This window comes from Treponema medium, from assembly GCF_017161265.1.
In the GTDB taxonomy this organism is placed as follows: domain Bacteria; phylum Spirochaetota; class Spirochaetia; order Treponematales; family Treponemataceae; genus Treponema; species Treponema medium.
On sequence record NZ_CP031393.1, the window covers coordinates 293,011 to 310,234 of the forward strand.

A 17,224-nucleotide genomic window follows, 5' to 3' on the forward strand; every position below is an offset into this window, starting at 1 on the left:
ATGTTATTTTGCAGCAATTTTATTATATAGCGCGTCAAGATCCGCCTGCGAAAAGTATGAAATATGCACGATACCTTTTTCAAGGTCGCCTTTAATTTCCACCTTTGTACCCAGAGCATCGATAAATTGCTGCTCAATATCTTTGACCGCAAGCTGCGCATCATCCGTTTCCAGCTGTTTTACCGACTGCGGCGCTGATTTTTTCTGTCCGGTACGGCTACCGTTTTTCAACTGAGCCGCCTGCATCTCCGCGTCACGCACCGAAAGAGCCTGCTCCGTAATGCGGGTAAACAGCAGCGTTTGATCCGCCGGATTGATAAGCGAGAGAATTGCCCGCGCATGACCTGCGGTGATAGAGCCTTTTTCCAGCGCCGTCTGCATGTCGTCGGGCAGTTGCAGCAATCTCATCGCATTGGCAACCGCCGATCGGCTCTTCCCTACTCGCTTGGCGGTCTCCTCCTGATTGAGGTTGGACAGCTGCATAATCTCCTGATATGCCTTAGCCTCTTCAATCGGATTGAGGTTTTCCCGCTGAATATTTTCGATAAGCGCAATTTCAAGCTTTTTGCTGTTTTCAAATTCACGGAAGATGACCGGAACCCGCGTAAGCCCCGCTAAAAGCGCCGCCCTCGTTCTCCGCTCTCCCGCAATGATATAGTATTCATCGCCGTTTTTTTCCGCGATAATCGGCTGAATAATACCGTGTTCTTTGATGGAAGCGGCAAGCTCCTGCAAACTATCTTCATTAAAAGTACGACGGGGTTGAAACGGATTGGGTTTTAATAGCGCGGGGTCAAGCTCAACCGGAGCGGAACCGACAGTATCGGCGCGATTTTGAGTACCAGCTTGTTGCGCCGCTTCTCCTCGCATCACATTCTGCTGCGGCATTACAGACAAACCGCTATCCGATTGTACATCCGAAGATTGTGCAGCAGCATCGTTTGAGCACAAATCCGTGATATCGGGAGAAAGCAAGGAGTCGAGCCCTTTGCCCAGTGCAGATTTAGGCACGGTCAAGCACCTCCTGAGCGAGTTTTTCGTAGCTGCGGGCGCCGATACAGGAGGAATCATACTTGCAGATGGGCAACCCGTGGGAGGGAGCTTCGGAGAGGCGGACATTACGCGGGATAATCGTGCTGCATACGCGGTCTTTAAAATAAGCCGTAACCTGCTGCACAACTTCCTGCGCGAGCTTTGTGCGGGAATCGTACATCGTAAAAAAGATACCGCCGATTTTAAGACGAGGATTGATTTTTTCCTGTACTCTTTTAACGGTTTGTAAAAGAAGCGTTAAGCCCTCAAGCGCAAAATACTCACACTGCAACGGAATAAACACTTCATCCGCGGCGGCAAGCCCGTTCAGCGTTAAAATCCCCAATGACGGAGGGCAATCAATTAAAATATATTCGTATTCTTCTTTAAGAAGCGCAAGATTGTTGCGAAGAAAAAATTCTCGAGATTGCTGATCAACCAATTCGATGGTCGCACCCGATAAATTGATATCGGCGGGGATTGCATACAAGTCCTTAACCGCCGTCGGTCTGACCGTTTTTTGGATAGGAATTTTTCCGGCAATCGCATCATAAATACTCGGCTGTTTTTTGGAAATACCGACGCCCGACGACATATTTCCCTGCGGATCAAAGTCCACAAGCAGCGTTTTTCTTCCCGCCTGTGCAAAGTATGCGCCGATATTGACAGCTGAAGTAGTTTTCCCTACCCCGCCTTTTTGATTAACAAAAACGATACTTTTCCCCATACGGGGCAGTATATCGCATTTTCCCAATAGATAAAAGGGGATATCTAAAAACTCGGTTAGATTTTTAGATATCCCCGACGAGTTTTAATTTAAGTCTTTATATAATAATGACTTAAATTAAAACATCGCAAATAAGATTAAGGAAAACCACTAAAAACTCAAGTTTTTAGTGGTTCCCAAAAGGCATTTATTGACTTTTCGCTGAATAATGACGATATTTAAAGCTATGGATTCAGATACTTCAAAGACTTTAGATACGCCGAACGCGGCGGATACGTCAACTCAAAAAGACGCAAAGGCGGTTATTCCAATCGAAGAACTTTTGCCTAAAAAAATCAATCTTATTCCGCTGAACGGTCGACCTATTTATCCGGGGATTTTTACCCCGCTTTTGATAAACGATGCCGACGATATCCGCTCTGTCGAAGAAGCTTATAGTAGCACCGGTTTTATCGGTCTTTCGCTGTTAAAAAACGAGACGGAAGAGCCGGGAGCCTCCGATGTGTATCAAATCGGAGCCGCTGCGCGGATTATCAAAAAAATCAACTTGCCTGACGGCGGTATCAATATTCTTATTTCAACCCTAAAGCGGTTCAAAATCCGCAAAGTTGTCAATGAGAAAAAACCGATTGTCGTAGCGGTTCAGTACCTTGAAGATGAAGAAGAGAATACGGTTGAGGTAAAGGCGATGCTCCGCGGACTGATCGGAGAGATGAAAGAACTTTCCGAAAACAATCCGCTTTTTACGGAAGAGATGCGGCTCAACATCGTCAATATCGACCATCCGGGAAAGATTGCGGACTTTACTGCCAGCATTTTGAATATTCCGAAAGAGGAGCAGCAAAAAATACTGGAAACTATCAACGTCCGTGAACGGATGGAAAAAGTTTTTGTTCATATCAAAAAAGAAAAAGAGCTGCTCGATGTCCAGCGGAAGATTCAGGCCGATTTGAATACGCGGATTGAAAAAAATCAGCGCGAATACTTTCTGCATGAAGAACTTAAAAGCATCAAAAAAGAGCTGGGCTTGAGCTCCGATCCGAAGGATGCCGATGAAGAGAAATTCCGCAAGCTGATCGACTCGTTCCATTTTGAAGGTGAAGTAAAAGAGACGATAGAAGCCGAGTTTGAAAAATTCAAGTTCCTCGAACCGAATTCGCCTGAGTACATTGTCGGACGGAATTATCTTGAAACCGCGCTGACGCTCCCATGGAATCCTCCCGAACCGGAAGCGTATAATATAGAAGAAGCGAAAAAAGTTTTGGACGCGGATCATTACGGGCTGGAGGATGTAAAGAAGCGGATTATCGAATACCTTGCAGTACGGAAACTGAAAAACGATACGAAAGGCTCGATTGTTTTATTGGTTGGGCCGCCCGGTGTCGGTAAAACGAGTGTCGGCAAGTCGATTGCCCGTGCGATGAATAAACCGTTTTTCCGGTTCTCGGTGGGCGGTATGCGGGATGAGGCTGAAATTAAAGGACACCGCAGAACGTACATCGGTGCGATGCCCGGCAAAATTTTGCAGGGATTAAAAATCGTGAAAACAAAGGCGCCGGTCTTTATGATTGACGAGATCGATAAGATGGGGCAAAGCTATCAGGGCGACCCTTCCAGCGCTTTGCTTGAAGTGCTCGACCCCGAACAGAATGTCTCGTTCCGCGACCACTACCTCGATCTGCCGTTTGACCTGTCGCATATCGTATTTATCCTGACGGCGAACACTCTTGACGGTATTCCGCGCCCGCTACTCGACCGCGCCGAAGTTATTCAACTCGCGGGTTATATCGATTCTGAAAAAGTAGAAATCGCAAAAAACTACCTGTTGCCGAAAAGTCTTGAGAAAAACGGCTTAAAGAAAGCGCAGGTGAAATATTCCAAGCAGATACTGCTGCATATTGCGAACGGCTATGCGCGGGAGGCGGGAGTACGCAACTTTGAAAAGAACCTCGATAAGCTCCACCGGAAAATCGCCGTTGAACTGGTTACCGGCGAGCGCGGCGAAAAAGATGTGTTTGCGCCCGATGCTGCCGAAATCGAAAAGATGCTCGGCAAACCCATTTTCCGCGATGATGATATCAAATACGCGAAAGTTCCCGGCACGGCAATCGGGCTTGCATGGACGAGTATGGGCGGCGATACGCTGCTGATAGAAGCCTTATCGAATAAGGGCAAGGGGCAGTTCCGCCTGACCGGTCAGATGGGCAATGTGATGAAGGAGTCCGCCTCGATTGCATGGACATGGGTGCGCCACTTTGCCGACGCACATGGCATTGCAAGCGTTAAGTGGTTTGAAAGCCACGTTATCCACCTGCACATTCCGGAAGGCGCAACACCCAAAGACGGTCCCTCCGCCGGCATCACGATGACTGTTGCGCTGCTTTCGCTGTTGTCCGGTAAGGTCATTAAACCGAAACTCGCCATGACCGGCGAACTCTCTCTGACCGGTCAGGTACTCCCGATCGGCGGCTTAAAAGAAAAAACCATCGCCGCCCGCCGCAACGGCATCAAGGAGATTATCATCCCCGCCGCGAATATCCGCGACCTCGAAAAAATTCCCGAGCACGTAAAGAAAGGCATTCAGTTCCACCCCGTTACTAGGATGGAGGAGGTTATACAATGTGCCTTCCCCCACACCTTTTGAAATAGACGGCACATCTACTTCGTTGCTGCGCACAAATTAATCCTCAACGTATCAAAGATACGCCTGCGGTTAATTTGTGCTTGCGCCTCGTATCTGCGCCGTCTATTTCAAAAGGCTTACGGCAGGTGCATCTGCGGTGTCGCTTAACAAAAACAGTCCTCGATGTTTCAGAAGCTGCACGGATGCCGCTGGTTCCAAGCAGTAAAGTGTTTGCGGGTGTTTTTTGTGCGCTCCTAGCATTGCAGAACGGACAAGGATGTCCGTGGTTATAAGCAGTAGCGAGATTTGTGTTGTACACAAATCTCGTCGTTAAGCAGTTGTACACGGATGTACAACTGCTTAGCAGTCTATTTCAAAAGGCTTACGGAAAAGTTATAACCGAATGCGGCTTCTGAAAATGCTCAACGTATCAGAACGCCCAAGGACGGGCGTGGTTCCAAGCAGAAGCAATGTTTTTGCGTAGCAAAAATTCGCGTTCAAAAATAGACAAGGAGGTCAATTTTTGAACTTGCCACGGATGGCGGTGGCATAAATCAGAAACAAGTTTTGGAACCAAACTCGTCCTCTACCGATATACAAGGATGCAGGGAGATATTACACAAAGAATTCCGAAGCCGCCGGGCGCGTATAGTTTTGTTCCAGCATAGCTTTATGCGACAGGAACAGCGGGTCGTCGAATGATTTTGCTTTTGTGTGGCAATGAACAATACAGGCCTGACACTTTATGCAGATGCCGGGGACTAACGAAACATCGTTTTTGTCGATGGAACCCATCGGGCATACGGCCGCGCAAACGCCGCAGTTGTCGCATTTTGCCTTATCGGTAACCGGTTTTGCCTTTAAAAAATTGACCGGCTTTCCGTCGATTCCGAGCGGCACATAGTAGGCGGAGAGTTCTTCGTTTCTTTTTATCGAGGCATTGGAGAGAGGCCTCCCTGATTGTTGAAGTTTTTTAAAAATGGTATCGGCAAAAGCAGTTATACGCTCCTCATCGGCAGCATCCGGCCGTCCAATGCCTACCTCGGCAAACGCATGCTTGCACACTACCGCACCGGCGCCGATTACCGAAAAATTATTCTTTTCCAACTCCATGTGAAGCTCGCTCAAAGAATTGTCAAAACTGCGGTTTCCGAAGGTAACCACCGCTATTGTGCGTGTTTGATTCCCTTTAAACAGGGTTTGCACAAAGGGCAATACCTTATTCGGAATGCGCCCCGCATACGTCGGCACACCGAAGATAACCAAATCTTCAGACGAATACGTTCTGGTGTCGATATGGGCAGCAGGCAGCGTAAAGTCATCAACTTCAACTGGCGCGGAAAGTTTTTGTGAAAACTGCGCGGACAGCTGTTCAACTACCCGCTTGGTATTGCCGGTAGGGCTAAAAAAAACCGCTTTTATATTTTTAATTGGTTGCATACTCTTTATCCTTTTTTGAAAAATTGCGTAAAGTTTTTAGCAATCATCCCCCGGCGCAGAGCATCGGAGAATGAACCCCTCCGCATGCATAACGCTTCATGCAGCGGGAGTACGTCCTATCGAGAAAACTCGCTCTTCATATACCTCTATCAGTTTTCAGGCTCCAGTTCAATACGAGAACCGTCATGGGAATATTTATATGCTTTTCCGGTTGCATGTTCAAGCATATAAATTTGAGGGGGAGTTTTAAAATGCCATGTAAGGGTTGCTTCATCCTGCTCATACACATCCCTGCAAAACCATGTTTTTCCATCTCTCGTTGTCTGGTATAGTTGGTTTCCACGAGCCAATCGGATACGCTTCAGTTGCCCGCCGCCCTCTATTGGATAAGCTCCTATTTCAAGCCCGGTAAAAGATGCCTCACCCGGAACATCACACAGTATTCTACCTGTAATAAAAATATTCGTATCATTTTCAACCACATTAAATATTGAACGTGCATCAGGTTTACTGTAAATAATATGTGTATATTCAAGTTTTAGCGGATTCAAACTATGTACCTTGTATAACAGCCGATGACATGTTTCACCACCTACTACATTTACCTTGCAATAGACATTTTTTGCATCGGCATACTGATTCGTCAATTCAAGCGATGTTATAAACTCTTCCGGAACAGGTGCTATCTTGTTATCACTAAAGAAACCGGTGGGGAAAACAGCATGGTACGGTATTTCTTGTACATATTCCCCATTGTCTGCACTGAGATTCACAAGCCAGTACACTCCTTTATTTTCCTTAGCGGGATAAAGGTCTTTATGTGAATCTGCTAATAACTGATATTTGCCCTCTCTGTAATGCATTCGGTTCACACCAGTTATCTCAATATCTTCTGTGGTAATATTACACTTTTTTACGATTGTTCCGCTTTGGTCAAGACGGCGAATTGCACACCCAATACCCCGGGCGCTATACGTTGCAATCCATAACGCTCCTTTTCCTCCTTCGGTATCATTAAAAGCAATAACTGTTTCGGGATGGCAATCAAGATCGATAAAAGACATTTTTCCGCTGGCAGGATCAAGACGGGCAATATGATTACCGATAGTGGCTGAACAAATCCAAATACTACCGTGAAACTCTGCAATACCGGTAATCCATAAATCCGCATAGAACTTTTTTTTATCGTCTTTCACAAATAATTCATACACCTTTATCAGTTTTCCGCTCGCGCTGTCCCACACCTGTACCTGCGGTAAGTAATTACTTGCAGAAAGGATATACGAATCTTTCCATTCAAGAGGGCCGTAATCTATCTTTGTAAAAATCTTTTCATAATCTTCGGGCCCTGCCATCCTGTACATGGGACATGAAAGCAAGACGGCAGTAAGACAAACTATGCATAATGCAAAAGTTATTGTCTTTTGTTTCATCGCTCCCTCACTTCAATCAAAATATATTCTAACACTCCCATATTCTACTGTCAATCTTACGCATAAATACAGGAGGATTCCGCATTATAAGGGCTGTAAGAGAATCTATAGAGGCAATCTTCCCGTGTTTATAATGCAGCATATCCCTGAGAGCGACAGCCTTAAAGACCGTTGTCTCGTTGCCCTGCCTTAAAGACGGTATATAAGGCTGTTGAAAGATGGAAGTTCGAAAGTGTCCTACCGTTTATTCGTGCGGAGGGTTTAATACCCCGACGCTCGCGTCAGGGTTGTTGATTGGAGCGCTTCCAGATATGGAGCTTTTCCGCTTCGGCAATGAGCGAATCTCTAAAATCGGGATGTGCGACCGAAATTAAGGCTTCTGCCCGCTGCCATGTCGATAAGCCCTTTAAGTTGACCTTTCCGTATTCGGTAACGAACCAATGGACATTGGTTCTTGTGTCCGTAACAACGGAACCCGGCGCAAGCGTCGGCCGGATACGGGAGGTAAGCGCCCCTGTTTTATCCTTAAAGGTGGAAGAACAGCAAATAAAGCTTTTTCCGCCATTGGATAGATAGGCGCCCAACACGAAGTCAAGCTGTCCGCCCGCTCCTGAAATATGTTTGGTTCCCGATGTTTCGGCATTCACTTGACCGAACAGGTCGATATCCACAGCATTGTTGATGGACATAAAGTTATCGATTTGCGCAATCACCCGCGCGTCGTTCGTGTAAGAGACGGGAGCCGCCATACATGCGGGATTGTTATGTACATAGTCATAGAGCTTTTTTGTCCCAGCGGCAAATGCGAATACCTGTCTCCCCGTATCGATTGCTTTCTTTGCGCCGGTGATTTTTCCTGCTTTGGCAATATCGACAAAGGCATCGACATACATTTCCGTGTGTACGCCGAGATCTTTTAAATCGGACTTTGCAATCATCGCGCCGAGCGTATTAGGCATACCGCCGATACCGAGCTGCAAACAGGCTCCGTCTGGAATTTCTTCGATGATGAGCTTTGCGACAGCCTTATCCACTTCGGTCGGTTCTCCCTTATCAACAAGTGCGTCTATCGGCGGATTACCGCCTTCGATGATCATATCAACATCGGAAATGTGAATCTTATCATCCATACCGTTTATGCAGTTCGGCATATTGGTATTGACTTCTACAATGACGATATCTGCACAATCCGTAACCGCTTTGAGGTGAGAAGCATTCAATCCGAAATTGAAAAAACCGTCCTTATCCATCGGCGCCGTTTGGAAAACCGATACGTTAAGGCGCTTAATGTTTTCGTAATACCAACGCGGCAATTCAGAATAGCGGAGCGGTGCATAATAGCCGAAACCTGCGGCAATGGTTTTACGTCCATAGCCTGACATGTGCCAAGAATTCCACGTAAGATGAGCCGCAGGATCTTTTATTTTAAAGACTTCAAGTTCCCGCAGCACCACACCGCCTCGGATATTGACGTCTTCAAGCTCCGGCAGCCGCGCTGCCAATGCCTTGTCGAATGCGACAGGGGTATTATTCCCCCATCCGAAGTCTAGCCAGTCTCCCGACTTGACTACCTGTGCGGCCTTTTCCGCTGAGGTCAGTTTTTGTTTGTATAACGAACTATAATCCATGACTATTCCTAACGATTATTGAATTTTTCAATTTTTTCTTTTTTGACAAAAGCATCCATAGCCATTTTTTGATCTTCCGTTGCAAAACATTGCGCAAATTCTTCCGTTTCAACAGCAACTGCTTTGTCGATACTTACCTGCAAACCTCTGTTGATAGCTTCTTTTGCCTTTTTAACAGCGAAGGGGGCTTTTTGGCAAATGAGTTGCGCCATAGCAACGGTTTCCGCCATTAAATTCTCCGGTTTTGTTACCTTATTGACGAGACCGATCGTGAATGCTTCTTCCGCTTTTACAGTACGGCCGGTATATATGAGTTCTTTTGCGCGTCCGGCGCCAACAAGCCGTGCCAGCCGCTGCGTCCCACCGAATCCCGGCGTAATACCCAAACCGGTTTCAGGCTGTGCAAAGCGGGCGGTTTCCGAAGCGATACGGATATCACACGCCATCGCAAGCTCGCAGCCGCCGCCCAACGCGAAACCGTTCACCGCGGCAATGACCGGGCAATGGAAGTTTTCTATACGGAAAAATATGTTGTCCGCAAACTGTGCATACTGAGTCGCTTGCTGTGCATCCATACTCTTCATCTCAGCAATGTCAGCGCCTGCTACAAAGCTTTTTTCACCGGCACCGGTAAGAATCACCGCGTAAATATTTTGTACTTTTTCAACCTCATCCAACGCCTGATTAAGATCGGTCAAAACCTCTGTGCTGAGCGCATTTAAAACTTGCGGTTTATTAATGGTTATCGTTGCAATATGTCCATCGATATGAAACAGTACCGTATTCATCTGTCACACCTCCGCTTTTACTTTGAATAGTCGTAAAAACCTTTTCCGGTTTTGCGCCCGAGTAATCCGCCGCGCACCATTTTGCGGATAAGCGTACAGCAGCGATATTTACTATCTCCCGTTTCACGGTACAATACGTCCATAATAGCCAATACAACATCAAGACCAACTAAATCACCAAGCGCAAGCGGTCCCATCGGATGGTTTGCGCCCAGCTGCATTGCCGTATCGATATGTTCGGCAGTTGCAATGCCTTCCTGCAGAATAAAAGCAGCTTCGTTAATCATGGGAATAAGAATCCGGTTTACAACAAAGCCGGGGCCTTCGTGTACCTCAACAGGTGTTTTTCCTAAACTCTTAGCGATTTCTATAATAGTATTTTTTACTTCAACAGGCGTATTGATTCCTGAAATAACTTCTACCAACTTCATTCTATCGGCAGGATTAAAGAAGTGCATCCCAATAACGGGGTGTTTAATGCCCTTGGCAATTTCGGTAACGGACAGAGAAGAGGTATTTGTTGCAAAAATTGTCGTTTCTTTGCAAATATTGTCCAGTTCGGTAAAAAGCGTTTTTTTAGCTTCGCTGGTTTCCAATATGGCTTCGATAATTAAATCGCTATCAGCCAAATCTTTATATACGCCGGTCTTTAAATTTCCCTTTATGGTAGCAACCGCTTCTGCCGTTATTTTGCCTTTCGCTGCCAATTTATCATAATTAGCTGCAATTTTATCTATTCCCGATTGCGCCCATTCGATTTTTATGTCGCATACCGTAACCTGATACCCGTTTGAAGCAAATGATGCGGCAATCCCTTGCCCCATCGTGCCTGCGCCTACAACACCGATTTTCTTCATACTATGGCTCCTATATAGACCATTTTGTAAAACCTACTGCCCGGAAAGAGGTATCTCGGACAGTACCCTCCGGCAACGCCGGTGAAAAATGTCTGATGGACATCTCGAAAAACTCAGTTGTTTTTTCAGGAATGCCTGACTTTAAAAACAGATATAGCATATCACAAAAAATACCTAGAATAAAGCCCTGAAATGAGATTGACATTGAGAAGTTCTCTCATTTTATTTGAAAATGATGTTGACGATTGCAGATAATTTAGTAGATTCCATAGAAGAAAGGATTGGATAAAAAACAGAATCGACAACCCCGACGCGGCTTGTGAGTATTGCTCAATGTTTCGCACTGTGTGTGCGAGCCGGCACGAATTCCAGTGGTTCCAAACAGAAACGAGTTTTTTGCTTTGTAAAAAACTCGCAGTCAAAAATTGACAAAGAGGTCAATTTTTGAACGTGCCACGGATGGTGGTGGCATAAATCAGTAACAAGTTTAGGCATTAGGCAAAACTCGCAGCCCAAGAATATACACGGACGTATATTCTTGGGTGTGAATGTACAACTGCTTAACAGTCTATTTTCAAAAGGTACTGGAGATAGGTGCATACTACTTACATTATTAGAAAAAACTTAAAGCACAGGCTCTCATCACTTTTTCGCTAAAAATATATCCAGTTCTTCTCCTAGACTTATAAGCTGAGCTTCTGCTCTTTTGATTTTTTCAAGTATCGCCTGCTTTTGTATTTTTTCCAACTTGGCAAATACCGTATCAAAGAGCTCTTTTTCCGTCACTTTCGGTTCTTCATCAAGATATTCTATTTTATAATATCCGGTCCACGCCTCGAACGGCTGTTCGTTTTCCTGCATGTAAATCTCCTTATGCTAACCCCAACATCTCGCGCAGACGACCTTGAAACTCACCGGATGTTGTCTCTCCATTCAAAAAAGTTTTTATCTCCTGCTTTATACCGGTAGGAAAGCGCCGCCAATAAGAGCCTGTCCAATCATGCATTGCAGCGGTAAGGCTGCGCTGTGTTTCAACCGGCATTTCGCCCAAACTGTACGAAACGAACTGTATAACCATTTCGTATAACAGATCGGCAGGAACACCTTGCACCGAACCGTTCTTTGCCAAAGAGGCACGACGATTTTTTCCGCGTGAACCACTTGATTGCGGAATCCATGAATCAACCAGATCGACGATCTGCTGCTTGGAAAGTTCAGGTGCTTCTTTTTGCAAGATATCAGTGGCATAATCCCGAAAAGTATGCCGAACGCCGTCCATACTTGCATCAATAGAAGCGTAGATCGATTCCGACATTTTCTTGGCTGCTTCTTCCGGAGTAAACGGGATGCTACCGTTTATCGCTCCCTCAAGCTGACCTTGCCGGCGTTCAACCGCTGCGGCAAATGCTTCAATCTCGCGTAGATTCGCTTTATTCAATATATAATCAAGCGCAAAGAGAAAATCACCGTCGGTTTTTGTATTGTTCATGAAGGAAGCATATACTATTTTGTTGAATTTTTAAAGAGGAAGGGAGAATATAAGAGTCGGGGCAACCGCATCAAATGCTTTTTGAACGGTTGCCCTGCACAGGCGATATGGAATATTTGCAGCCCATATTGCCATCATACATCCGTTATTTTTTATAAATAAAAGTCAGAATTGTTATTGTTGCAGTAATAATCGTTGCTGTTACCGTAATGAGCGGAACATACATATTAAAATTATACATAAAGGCATTGCTTTTTGCCGTAATAATCGTATTCGGACCGATAACCGAATCCTTGGCAAGTTTTTTGCCATATACATCTTTAATTACAACAGCTCCACCGGTATTCCGCTGATAGTCAAAACCTCCAGCTAATGCAATATAAAAGTCGGCTTTGCGACCGGGCGTATACGGATACGCACCGGGACTCGTTACAGCACCAGCCACGGTTACAGTTTGTTTAATCTCCGGAACAATCAGTCGGTCTCCTGCCTCGATTGGAATAACTTCGTGATAGGATTGATCAAACAACAGCGGACTTAAATTTGCCGGTATCTGTTTTCCTTGCCGAAAGATATACGCACCGGCTGCATCAACCCATGGCTTAGTAAAAAGCGGCAAGCGCTCGCGAACAATAGAAATAAGATCATCACCTTCATTAAAAGGAATTGGAATAGTCGTAGCAACAATTTTAAGATCACCGTCTTTATTTATTGTACTTGTATCATTCTGGGTTGAAGAAATTCCATTTGTATTACCTTTTTGACTATCTGCTAAAATCGTACGTCGTGTTTCAACATCGAGCGGAATGTCAAGATACACAAAAGGACGCAGTGTTTTTTGAGTATCAATATAGACTTTATCCAAATGCCGTAACGGTTCACTTCCCCCTGATTGCTCACTGAGCGCAATAAAAAAAGAATCAAACTTTGTACTTCCGTCTTCTGTGTTTGTTGTACGGGTTATTTTAACCTGTGTTCTATTGGCTCCGGCGGTATATCCACTGCCGTAAACGTCAATCAGCTGAGCAAGCGTTTCTGTTTCTGCCAATTCATACGTTCCGGGACGCTCAACTGCTCCGGAAAGTGTAACACGCCGCTTAACACGCGGGATAGAGATTACATCACCGGGTGATAAATACGGGTCTTGAGTAAGATCCCCAAAACGTATTGCCTGGAAAAAATCATAATCAATTGTTTTTCCGGAACGTCCTGTAATAGAGAGATAACGACTTGAAGCGAAATCCGTTAATAGACCGGTAATAGCTTGAGATGCGCGCATAAGTCCCCATGCTTTTACTTCTGTTGTTTTATTCACTTCCCCCTTCACCGTTACGGTAAAAGTACTGGGGGCAGTAAGTACAAACTGAACCACACTCAGTGGATAATTTTGTGAAACCAGTGTTTCAACTTGTTTTTTAACAGCCATAAAGGTCTTACCGTTTGTATTCACCGAACCTAAATTAGAAACACGGATAATGCCGCTTGAGTCCACAACGATCTGATAACTCACAGCATTTTGCCCAATCGTATAACCAAGTTGATATATATCCCCCGGCAAAACACGATAATCGGGATTCGCCATTGCTTGTTGAGCTAATCGCTTTGACTCAGTTTCCGCATCGGAATTTGAAGCTGCACATAATGAAAAAGCTGCAATAAAACATACACAGACGAGTGAAATAGTTTTATACTTCATGTTGCTTGTCCTTTTTCCGTAAGAACTTTGCCTGCACTTCAGGATCGCGATATATCTCCTGCACAGCATTCAAAAGGAAAGCAAGAAAAATCGAAAAGAATAATCCTGCAGCAAAAGCAACGATACATAGTTTTGCGCGCGACGGTCCGGATTTTTTTTCGGGTACTTCGGGCATATCCAATATTTGAAATACCGGAGTTTCGCCCGCCATTTCTACTTTCAAGAGTTCATACTGAGCTTTTAATTGCCCGTATATCTTTTCTTGAATAGAAATTTCACGCTTGATTTGTTCTATCGTAAGAGCGGTACCTCTCATCCCACCTGATTGAGCTATTTTATTTTCCAAATTGCCTGCTTCCCGCTCTAAACGTTTTATTTCATCAAATGATTGTTTCAAACTTTTCTCTAAATTTTCTTTTTCGTTGACTTTTCTATCAAGACCAAGCTCTGCAAACCGTTTTTCATAATACTCAACAGCAACCAAGACAGCTTTCTGAGCAAACTCAGGCTCAATATGCGTCGCAGCTAATGAAAACACTCCGCTTTTTTCATCTATTTTTGCTTTAAGTAAACCCTTGACTATGGTTCGAGTCTCGGTTTTGAGGAATTTTTTAATCTTATATTTTTCGGCAATATGCAATTCATCTGCAATAGTATCGAGAAAAGAATTACTGCCGGCAATATAGAGCGCTAACTGCTGCGTATTATCTCCGCCGCCGGACAATCCTGCTAGATTACCGAGACCATTTTGCTGCAGCATCGACGCTAAAGCTCCACCGGAAGAACTTGTACTGCTTTGTATGCGCATAAAGGCTGTACTGGTGTATACATCCGGCATATATGACTTTTGGGGATCCATTTTTTTACCAATAAGAACATAGGTAAAAACACCTATTGAAACTATACCCGTTAGCGCAACAATCAGCCATCTCCAGCGCCATAATACAGCAACTAAATCTAACAAAGATATTTCGTCAGAATTATTATTTATATCATGTTCCACTATAATCTCCTTAGAGCTTATTCGATCCTGTTAATTTTTAGAAAGTTCCAGCCTATGTATTTTTTGCATTTCAAATATATTATCGACCGCTATAGTTCTTTTCAATCCAGTTACGGTATTCGCCGGAACGGACATTTTCTATCCAAACGTTATTTTGCAAATACCAATCAACAGTATGTGCAAGACCTGTTTCAAAATCAAACATACGCTTCCAGCCCAGCTCTGTTTTAAGCTTTGTACAATCGATAGCATAGCGCCGGTCATGCCCGAGCCGATCGGTTACATGCGTTATGAGAGCCGTAATTTTTTCTTTATTTAGTCCTGTTTTTTCAGAAACAATATCGATTAGCTTATGTAACAGCTTGATATTTTCCCATTCATTTTCACCACCGATATTATAGGTTTCCCCTACCCGTCCCTTTTGCATAATAAGCTGTACTGCACGGTTATGATCTTCAACATGAATCCAGTCACGTATCTGCATCCCGTCGCCATAAACAGGTAGCGGCTTTCCATCCAGCATATTCAAAATCATCAGCGGAATGAGCTTTTCCGGGAACTGAAACGGTCCATAATTATTGGAACAATTAGACACGGTGATAGGCAACCCGTATGTATGAAAATACGCCTTTACCAAATGATCGCTTGACGCCTTACTTGCCGAATAAGGGGAACGGGGATCATACGGCGTAGTTTCTTGAAAATAGCCTTCCGCTCCAAGCGATCCGTACACTTCATCGGTACTTATATGGTGGAACAGCACATCATCCCGCATGGAACCATCGCTCTTTTGCCATGCCTTTTTTGCTGCCTCCAACAGTGTGAAAGTACCGAGTATGTTTGTCTGTAAAAAAACTTCCGGTCCCAAGATAGAACGGTCTACATGGCTTTCTGCCGCAAAGTGTACCACAGTATCGATGTTATATTTTCCAAAAATATTTGCGACAAGCTCTTTATCGCAAATATTACCATGAATAAAGACATATCGCGCATCGGCAGCGCTGCCACCGAATTCAGCTTCTATATCAGAAAGACTTGCCGCATTACCGGCATAAGTTAATGCATCAAGGTTTATAATACGTCCTGTAAATGTGGAATCTTTTTTTAATAAGGTACGGATAAAATTTGACCCGATAAAACCGGCTCCACCTGTGATAAGAATATTGTTAAAACTACGCACTTAGAGCAACTCCTTGAGATATAATGAAAGGCTTTAAAAATATACCACACTTATTTTCGAACACACTCTCTTATAACTATCTTGTTACAAAATCTAAAAATCTTTTTGCTAAAATATCATAGGTTTGATTCTTTAGGATGTAATCGCGCCCTCTTTTTCCCATTACTTCACGCTCTTCTTCGGACAAAGCAGCAAGTTTTAAAATACCGTCAGCAATAGCCTGTGGATTTTCCGGTTCAACAGTTATACCACATTGAGCCTCTGAAATAGGATCATTACCGGCACTGATAGCACTAATAATCGGTTTGGCAGCCATCATATAGTCCATTATTTTATTAGGACTAATACCAAACCGAAAAAGAGACTTTGCAACCAAGCCAATATACAAAATATCACATAAATTTAAAAAAGAAGGAATTTCTTGCTTTGAAACCGGGGAATAGAAAAATACATTCTGAATCATCTTATCTTTAGCGTATTTTTGCAAAGATTTCTTATCACGACCATCACCTAATAAAATAATAGTAAACCCCCTATTGTTTACTAATAGGGCGGAATCAAGCAAATATTGTAAGGCATTTGCCTGCCCGTGAGCTCCTGTAAAGCCAATGATAATTTTACCTTTTGCCTTTTCCTGGGCTATAAACGAAGACAACTCATTGTTACTCAATGCCTTTATATTTTCTTTATCCCAATCTTCCTTTGGTATTCCATTCGGAATAATAGCCAACTTCTTTAAGTTTAAGCCATGCTGATGCATATAGCTATGAACGCATGGCAACACAGAAATCACAGAATCAGCTTTTCTGTACGCAACATTTTCAGCTTTTTGCATTGCCATAATAAAAGGATGGTATTTAGAATAACCACCCAATTCAATCGGGGTTAGCGGCCATAAATCACGCACCTCATATACTAATTTTGCCTCTGCATATCGCGCAATTTTAATTGCAGGATAAATATCAAAATTATAGGTTGAGGAAGAAATAACAATATCGGGTTTATAGCGCTGAACGATATTTTTAGCCTTACGGTTCAATTTAGACACAAAAGTATAGATATTCAAAACACGTTGAAATATATTTCGGTATTGCGGTGTTTTTATCCACACATATTTAATACCATCAATAGAAACTTCTTGAAAATCATCCACTACATCTGGATTCTTTTTTCGTATATGAGTAAAAGAGGCTGCAATAATAGTAACGGCATACCCTTGTTTTATCCATTCTTTTGCAAAATAATAGGGACGAAACACCATTCCCATTTCTGGAGAACCTGCATAATGGCTTATAAATAGAATATTCATTCAAGTTCCATTAAAGGAT

Annotated in this window: 14 protein-coding genes; 1 reads left to right on the forward strand and 13 read right to left on the reverse strand. The window is 43.8% G+C overall.

The genetic code is table 11. The features are described 5' to 3' along the window. Positions 1–3: 3 nt before the first annotated feature. Together DWB79_RS01255 and DWB79_RS01260 are read right to left on the reverse strand one after the other, a co-directional pair. Positions 4–1,011, reverse strand: coding sequence for a ParB/RepB/Spo0J family partition protein (locus DWB79_RS01255; protein WP_016522249.1), 1,008 nt, complete (start codon positions 1,009–1,011; stop codon positions 4–6). Further along, positions 1,004–1,759, reverse strand: a complete 756-nt coding sequence (locus tag DWB79_RS01260) for a ParA family protein (RefSeq protein ID WP_016522250.1) — start codon at positions 1,757–1,759, stop codon at positions 1,004–1,006. The genes DWB79_RS01255 and DWB79_RS01260 overlap by 8 nt, the downstream gene beginning before the upstream one ends. A gap of 208 nt (positions 1,760–1,967) precedes the next feature. Between DWB79_RS01260 and lon the strand changes: the two genes are divergently transcribed. Continuing rightward, positions 1,968–4,403: an endopeptidase La gene (gene lon / locus DWB79_RS01265; protein ID WP_016522251.1), complete on the forward strand. Its 2,436-nt coding sequence runs from the start codon at positions 1,968–1,970 to the stop codon at positions 4,401–4,403. Positions 4,404–4,997: 594 nt separating this feature from the next. Here lon and DWB79_RS01270 read toward each other — a convergent pair. The 11 genes from DWB79_RS01270 to DWB79_RS01320 all read right to left on the reverse strand — a co-directional run bounded on the left by DWB79_RS01270 (position 4,998) and on the right by DWB79_RS01320 (position 17,205). Beyond that, positions 4,998–5,822 (reverse strand): EFR1 family ferrodoxin, encoded by an 825-nt coding sequence (locus DWB79_RS01270; protein ID WP_016522252.1) that lies wholly within the window; start codon positions 5,820–5,822, stop codon positions 4,998–5,000. Between the two features lie 149 nt (positions 5,823–5,971). After that, on the reverse strand, positions 5,972–7,177 hold the full coding sequence (locus DWB79_RS01275; RefSeq protein WP_206181030.1) for an NHL repeat-containing protein: 1,206 nt from the start codon (positions 7,175–7,177) through the stop codon (positions 5,972–5,974). A gap of 359 nt (positions 7,178–7,536) precedes the next feature. Then, a complete protein-coding gene (locus tag DWB79_RS01280; RefSeq protein ID WP_016522254.1) occupies positions 7,537–8,883 on the reverse strand; it encodes a butyryl-CoA:acetate CoA-transferase in 1,347 nt (448 codons plus the stop codon). Positions 8,884–8,891: 8 nt separating this feature from the next. Then, complete coding sequence (locus tag DWB79_RS01285) at positions 8,892–9,671, reverse strand: enoyl-CoA hydratase-related protein (protein WP_016522255.1); 780 nt, start codon at positions 9,669–9,671, stop codon at positions 8,892–8,894. Positions 9,672–9,688: 17 nt separating this feature from the next. After that, the gene (locus DWB79_RS01290) at positions 9,689–10,528 is read right to left on the reverse strand and encodes a 3-hydroxyacyl-CoA dehydrogenase family protein (RefSeq protein ID WP_016522256.1); all 840 of its coding nucleotides are present in this window, start codon (positions 10,526–10,528) and stop codon (positions 9,689–9,691) included. 642 nt (positions 10,529–11,170) lie between these two features. Next, a complete protein-coding gene (locus DWB79_RS01295) occupies positions 11,171–11,389 on the reverse strand; it encodes a hypothetical protein (RefSeq protein WP_016522258.1) in 219 nt (72 codons plus the stop codon). Between the two features lie 10 nt (positions 11,390–11,399). Beyond that, a complete protein-coding gene (locus DWB79_RS01300) occupies positions 11,400–12,017 on the reverse strand; it encodes a hypothetical protein (RefSeq protein ID WP_016522259.1) in 618 nt (205 codons plus the stop codon). Positions 12,018–12,162: 145 nt separating this feature from the next. Next, on the reverse strand, positions 12,163–13,713 hold the full coding sequence (locus DWB79_RS01305; protein ID WP_016522260.1) for an SLBB domain-containing protein: 1,551 nt from the start codon (positions 13,711–13,713) through the stop codon (positions 12,163–12,165). After that, entirely contained in the window at positions 13,703–14,716 is a 1,014-nt protein-coding gene (locus DWB79_RS01310) for a GNVR domain-containing protein (RefSeq protein WP_016522261.1), read from the reverse strand. Before DWB79_RS01310 ends, DWB79_RS01305 begins: the two co-directional genes overlap by 11 nt. 79 nt (positions 14,717–14,795) lie before the next feature. Continuing rightward, on the reverse strand, positions 14,796–15,896 hold the full coding sequence (gene rfbB / locus DWB79_RS01315) for a dTDP-glucose 4,6-dehydratase (RefSeq protein ID WP_016522262.1): 1,101 nt from the start codon (positions 15,894–15,896) through the stop codon (positions 14,796–14,798). A 76-nt stretch (positions 15,897–15,972) separates the two neighbouring features. Further along, on the reverse strand, positions 15,973–17,205 hold the full coding sequence (locus DWB79_RS01320; RefSeq protein ID WP_016522263.1) for a glycosyltransferase family 4 protein: 1,233 nt from the start codon (positions 17,203–17,205) through the stop codon (positions 15,973–15,975). Positions 17,206–17,224 lie beyond the last annotated feature (19 nt).

Bases quoted from the DNA above. Each gene is read 5' to 3' on its own strand.
- DWB79_RS01280 (WP_016522254.1), bottom strand. From the start codon at position 8,883: ATGGATTATAGTTCGTTATACAAACAAAAACTGACCTCAGCGGAAAAG.
- DWB79_RS01290 (WP_016522256.1), bottom strand. From the start codon at position 10,528: ATGAAGAAAATCGGTGTTGTAGGCGCAGGCACGATGGGGCAAGGGATT.
- lon (WP_016522251.1), top strand. From the start codon at position 1,968: ATGACGATATTTAAAGCTATGGATTCAGATACTTCAAAGACTTTAGAT.
- DWB79_RS01300 (WP_016522259.1), bottom strand. From the start codon at position 12,017: ATGAACAATACAAAAACCGACGGTGATTTTCTCTTTGCGCTTGATTAT.
- DWB79_RS01270 (WP_016522252.1), bottom strand. From the start codon at position 5,822: ATGCAACCAATTAAAAATATAAAAGCGGTTTTTTTTAGCCCTACCGGC.
- DWB79_RS01285 (WP_016522255.1), bottom strand. From the start codon at position 9,671: ATGAATACGGTACTGTTTCATATCGATGGACATATTGCAACGATAACC.
- DWB79_RS01275 (WP_206181030.1), bottom strand. From the start codon at position 7,177: ATGGCAGGGCCCGAAGATTATGAAAAGATTTTTACAAAGATAGATTAC.
- DWB79_RS01260 (WP_016522250.1), bottom strand. From the start codon at position 1,759: ATGGGGAAAAGTATCGTTTTTGTTAATCAAAAAGGCGGGGTAGGGAAA.
- DWB79_RS01295 (WP_016522258.1), bottom strand. From the start codon at position 11,389: ATGCAGGAAAACGAACAGCCGTTCGAGGCGTGGACCGGATATTATAAA.
- DWB79_RS01320 (WP_016522263.1), bottom strand. From the start codon at position 17,205: ATGAATATTCTATTTATAAGCCATTATGCAGGTTCTCCAGAAATGGGA.
- DWB79_RS01305 (WP_016522260.1), bottom strand. From the start codon at position 13,713: ATGAAGTATAAAACTATTTCACTCGTCTGTGTATGTTTTATTGCAGCT.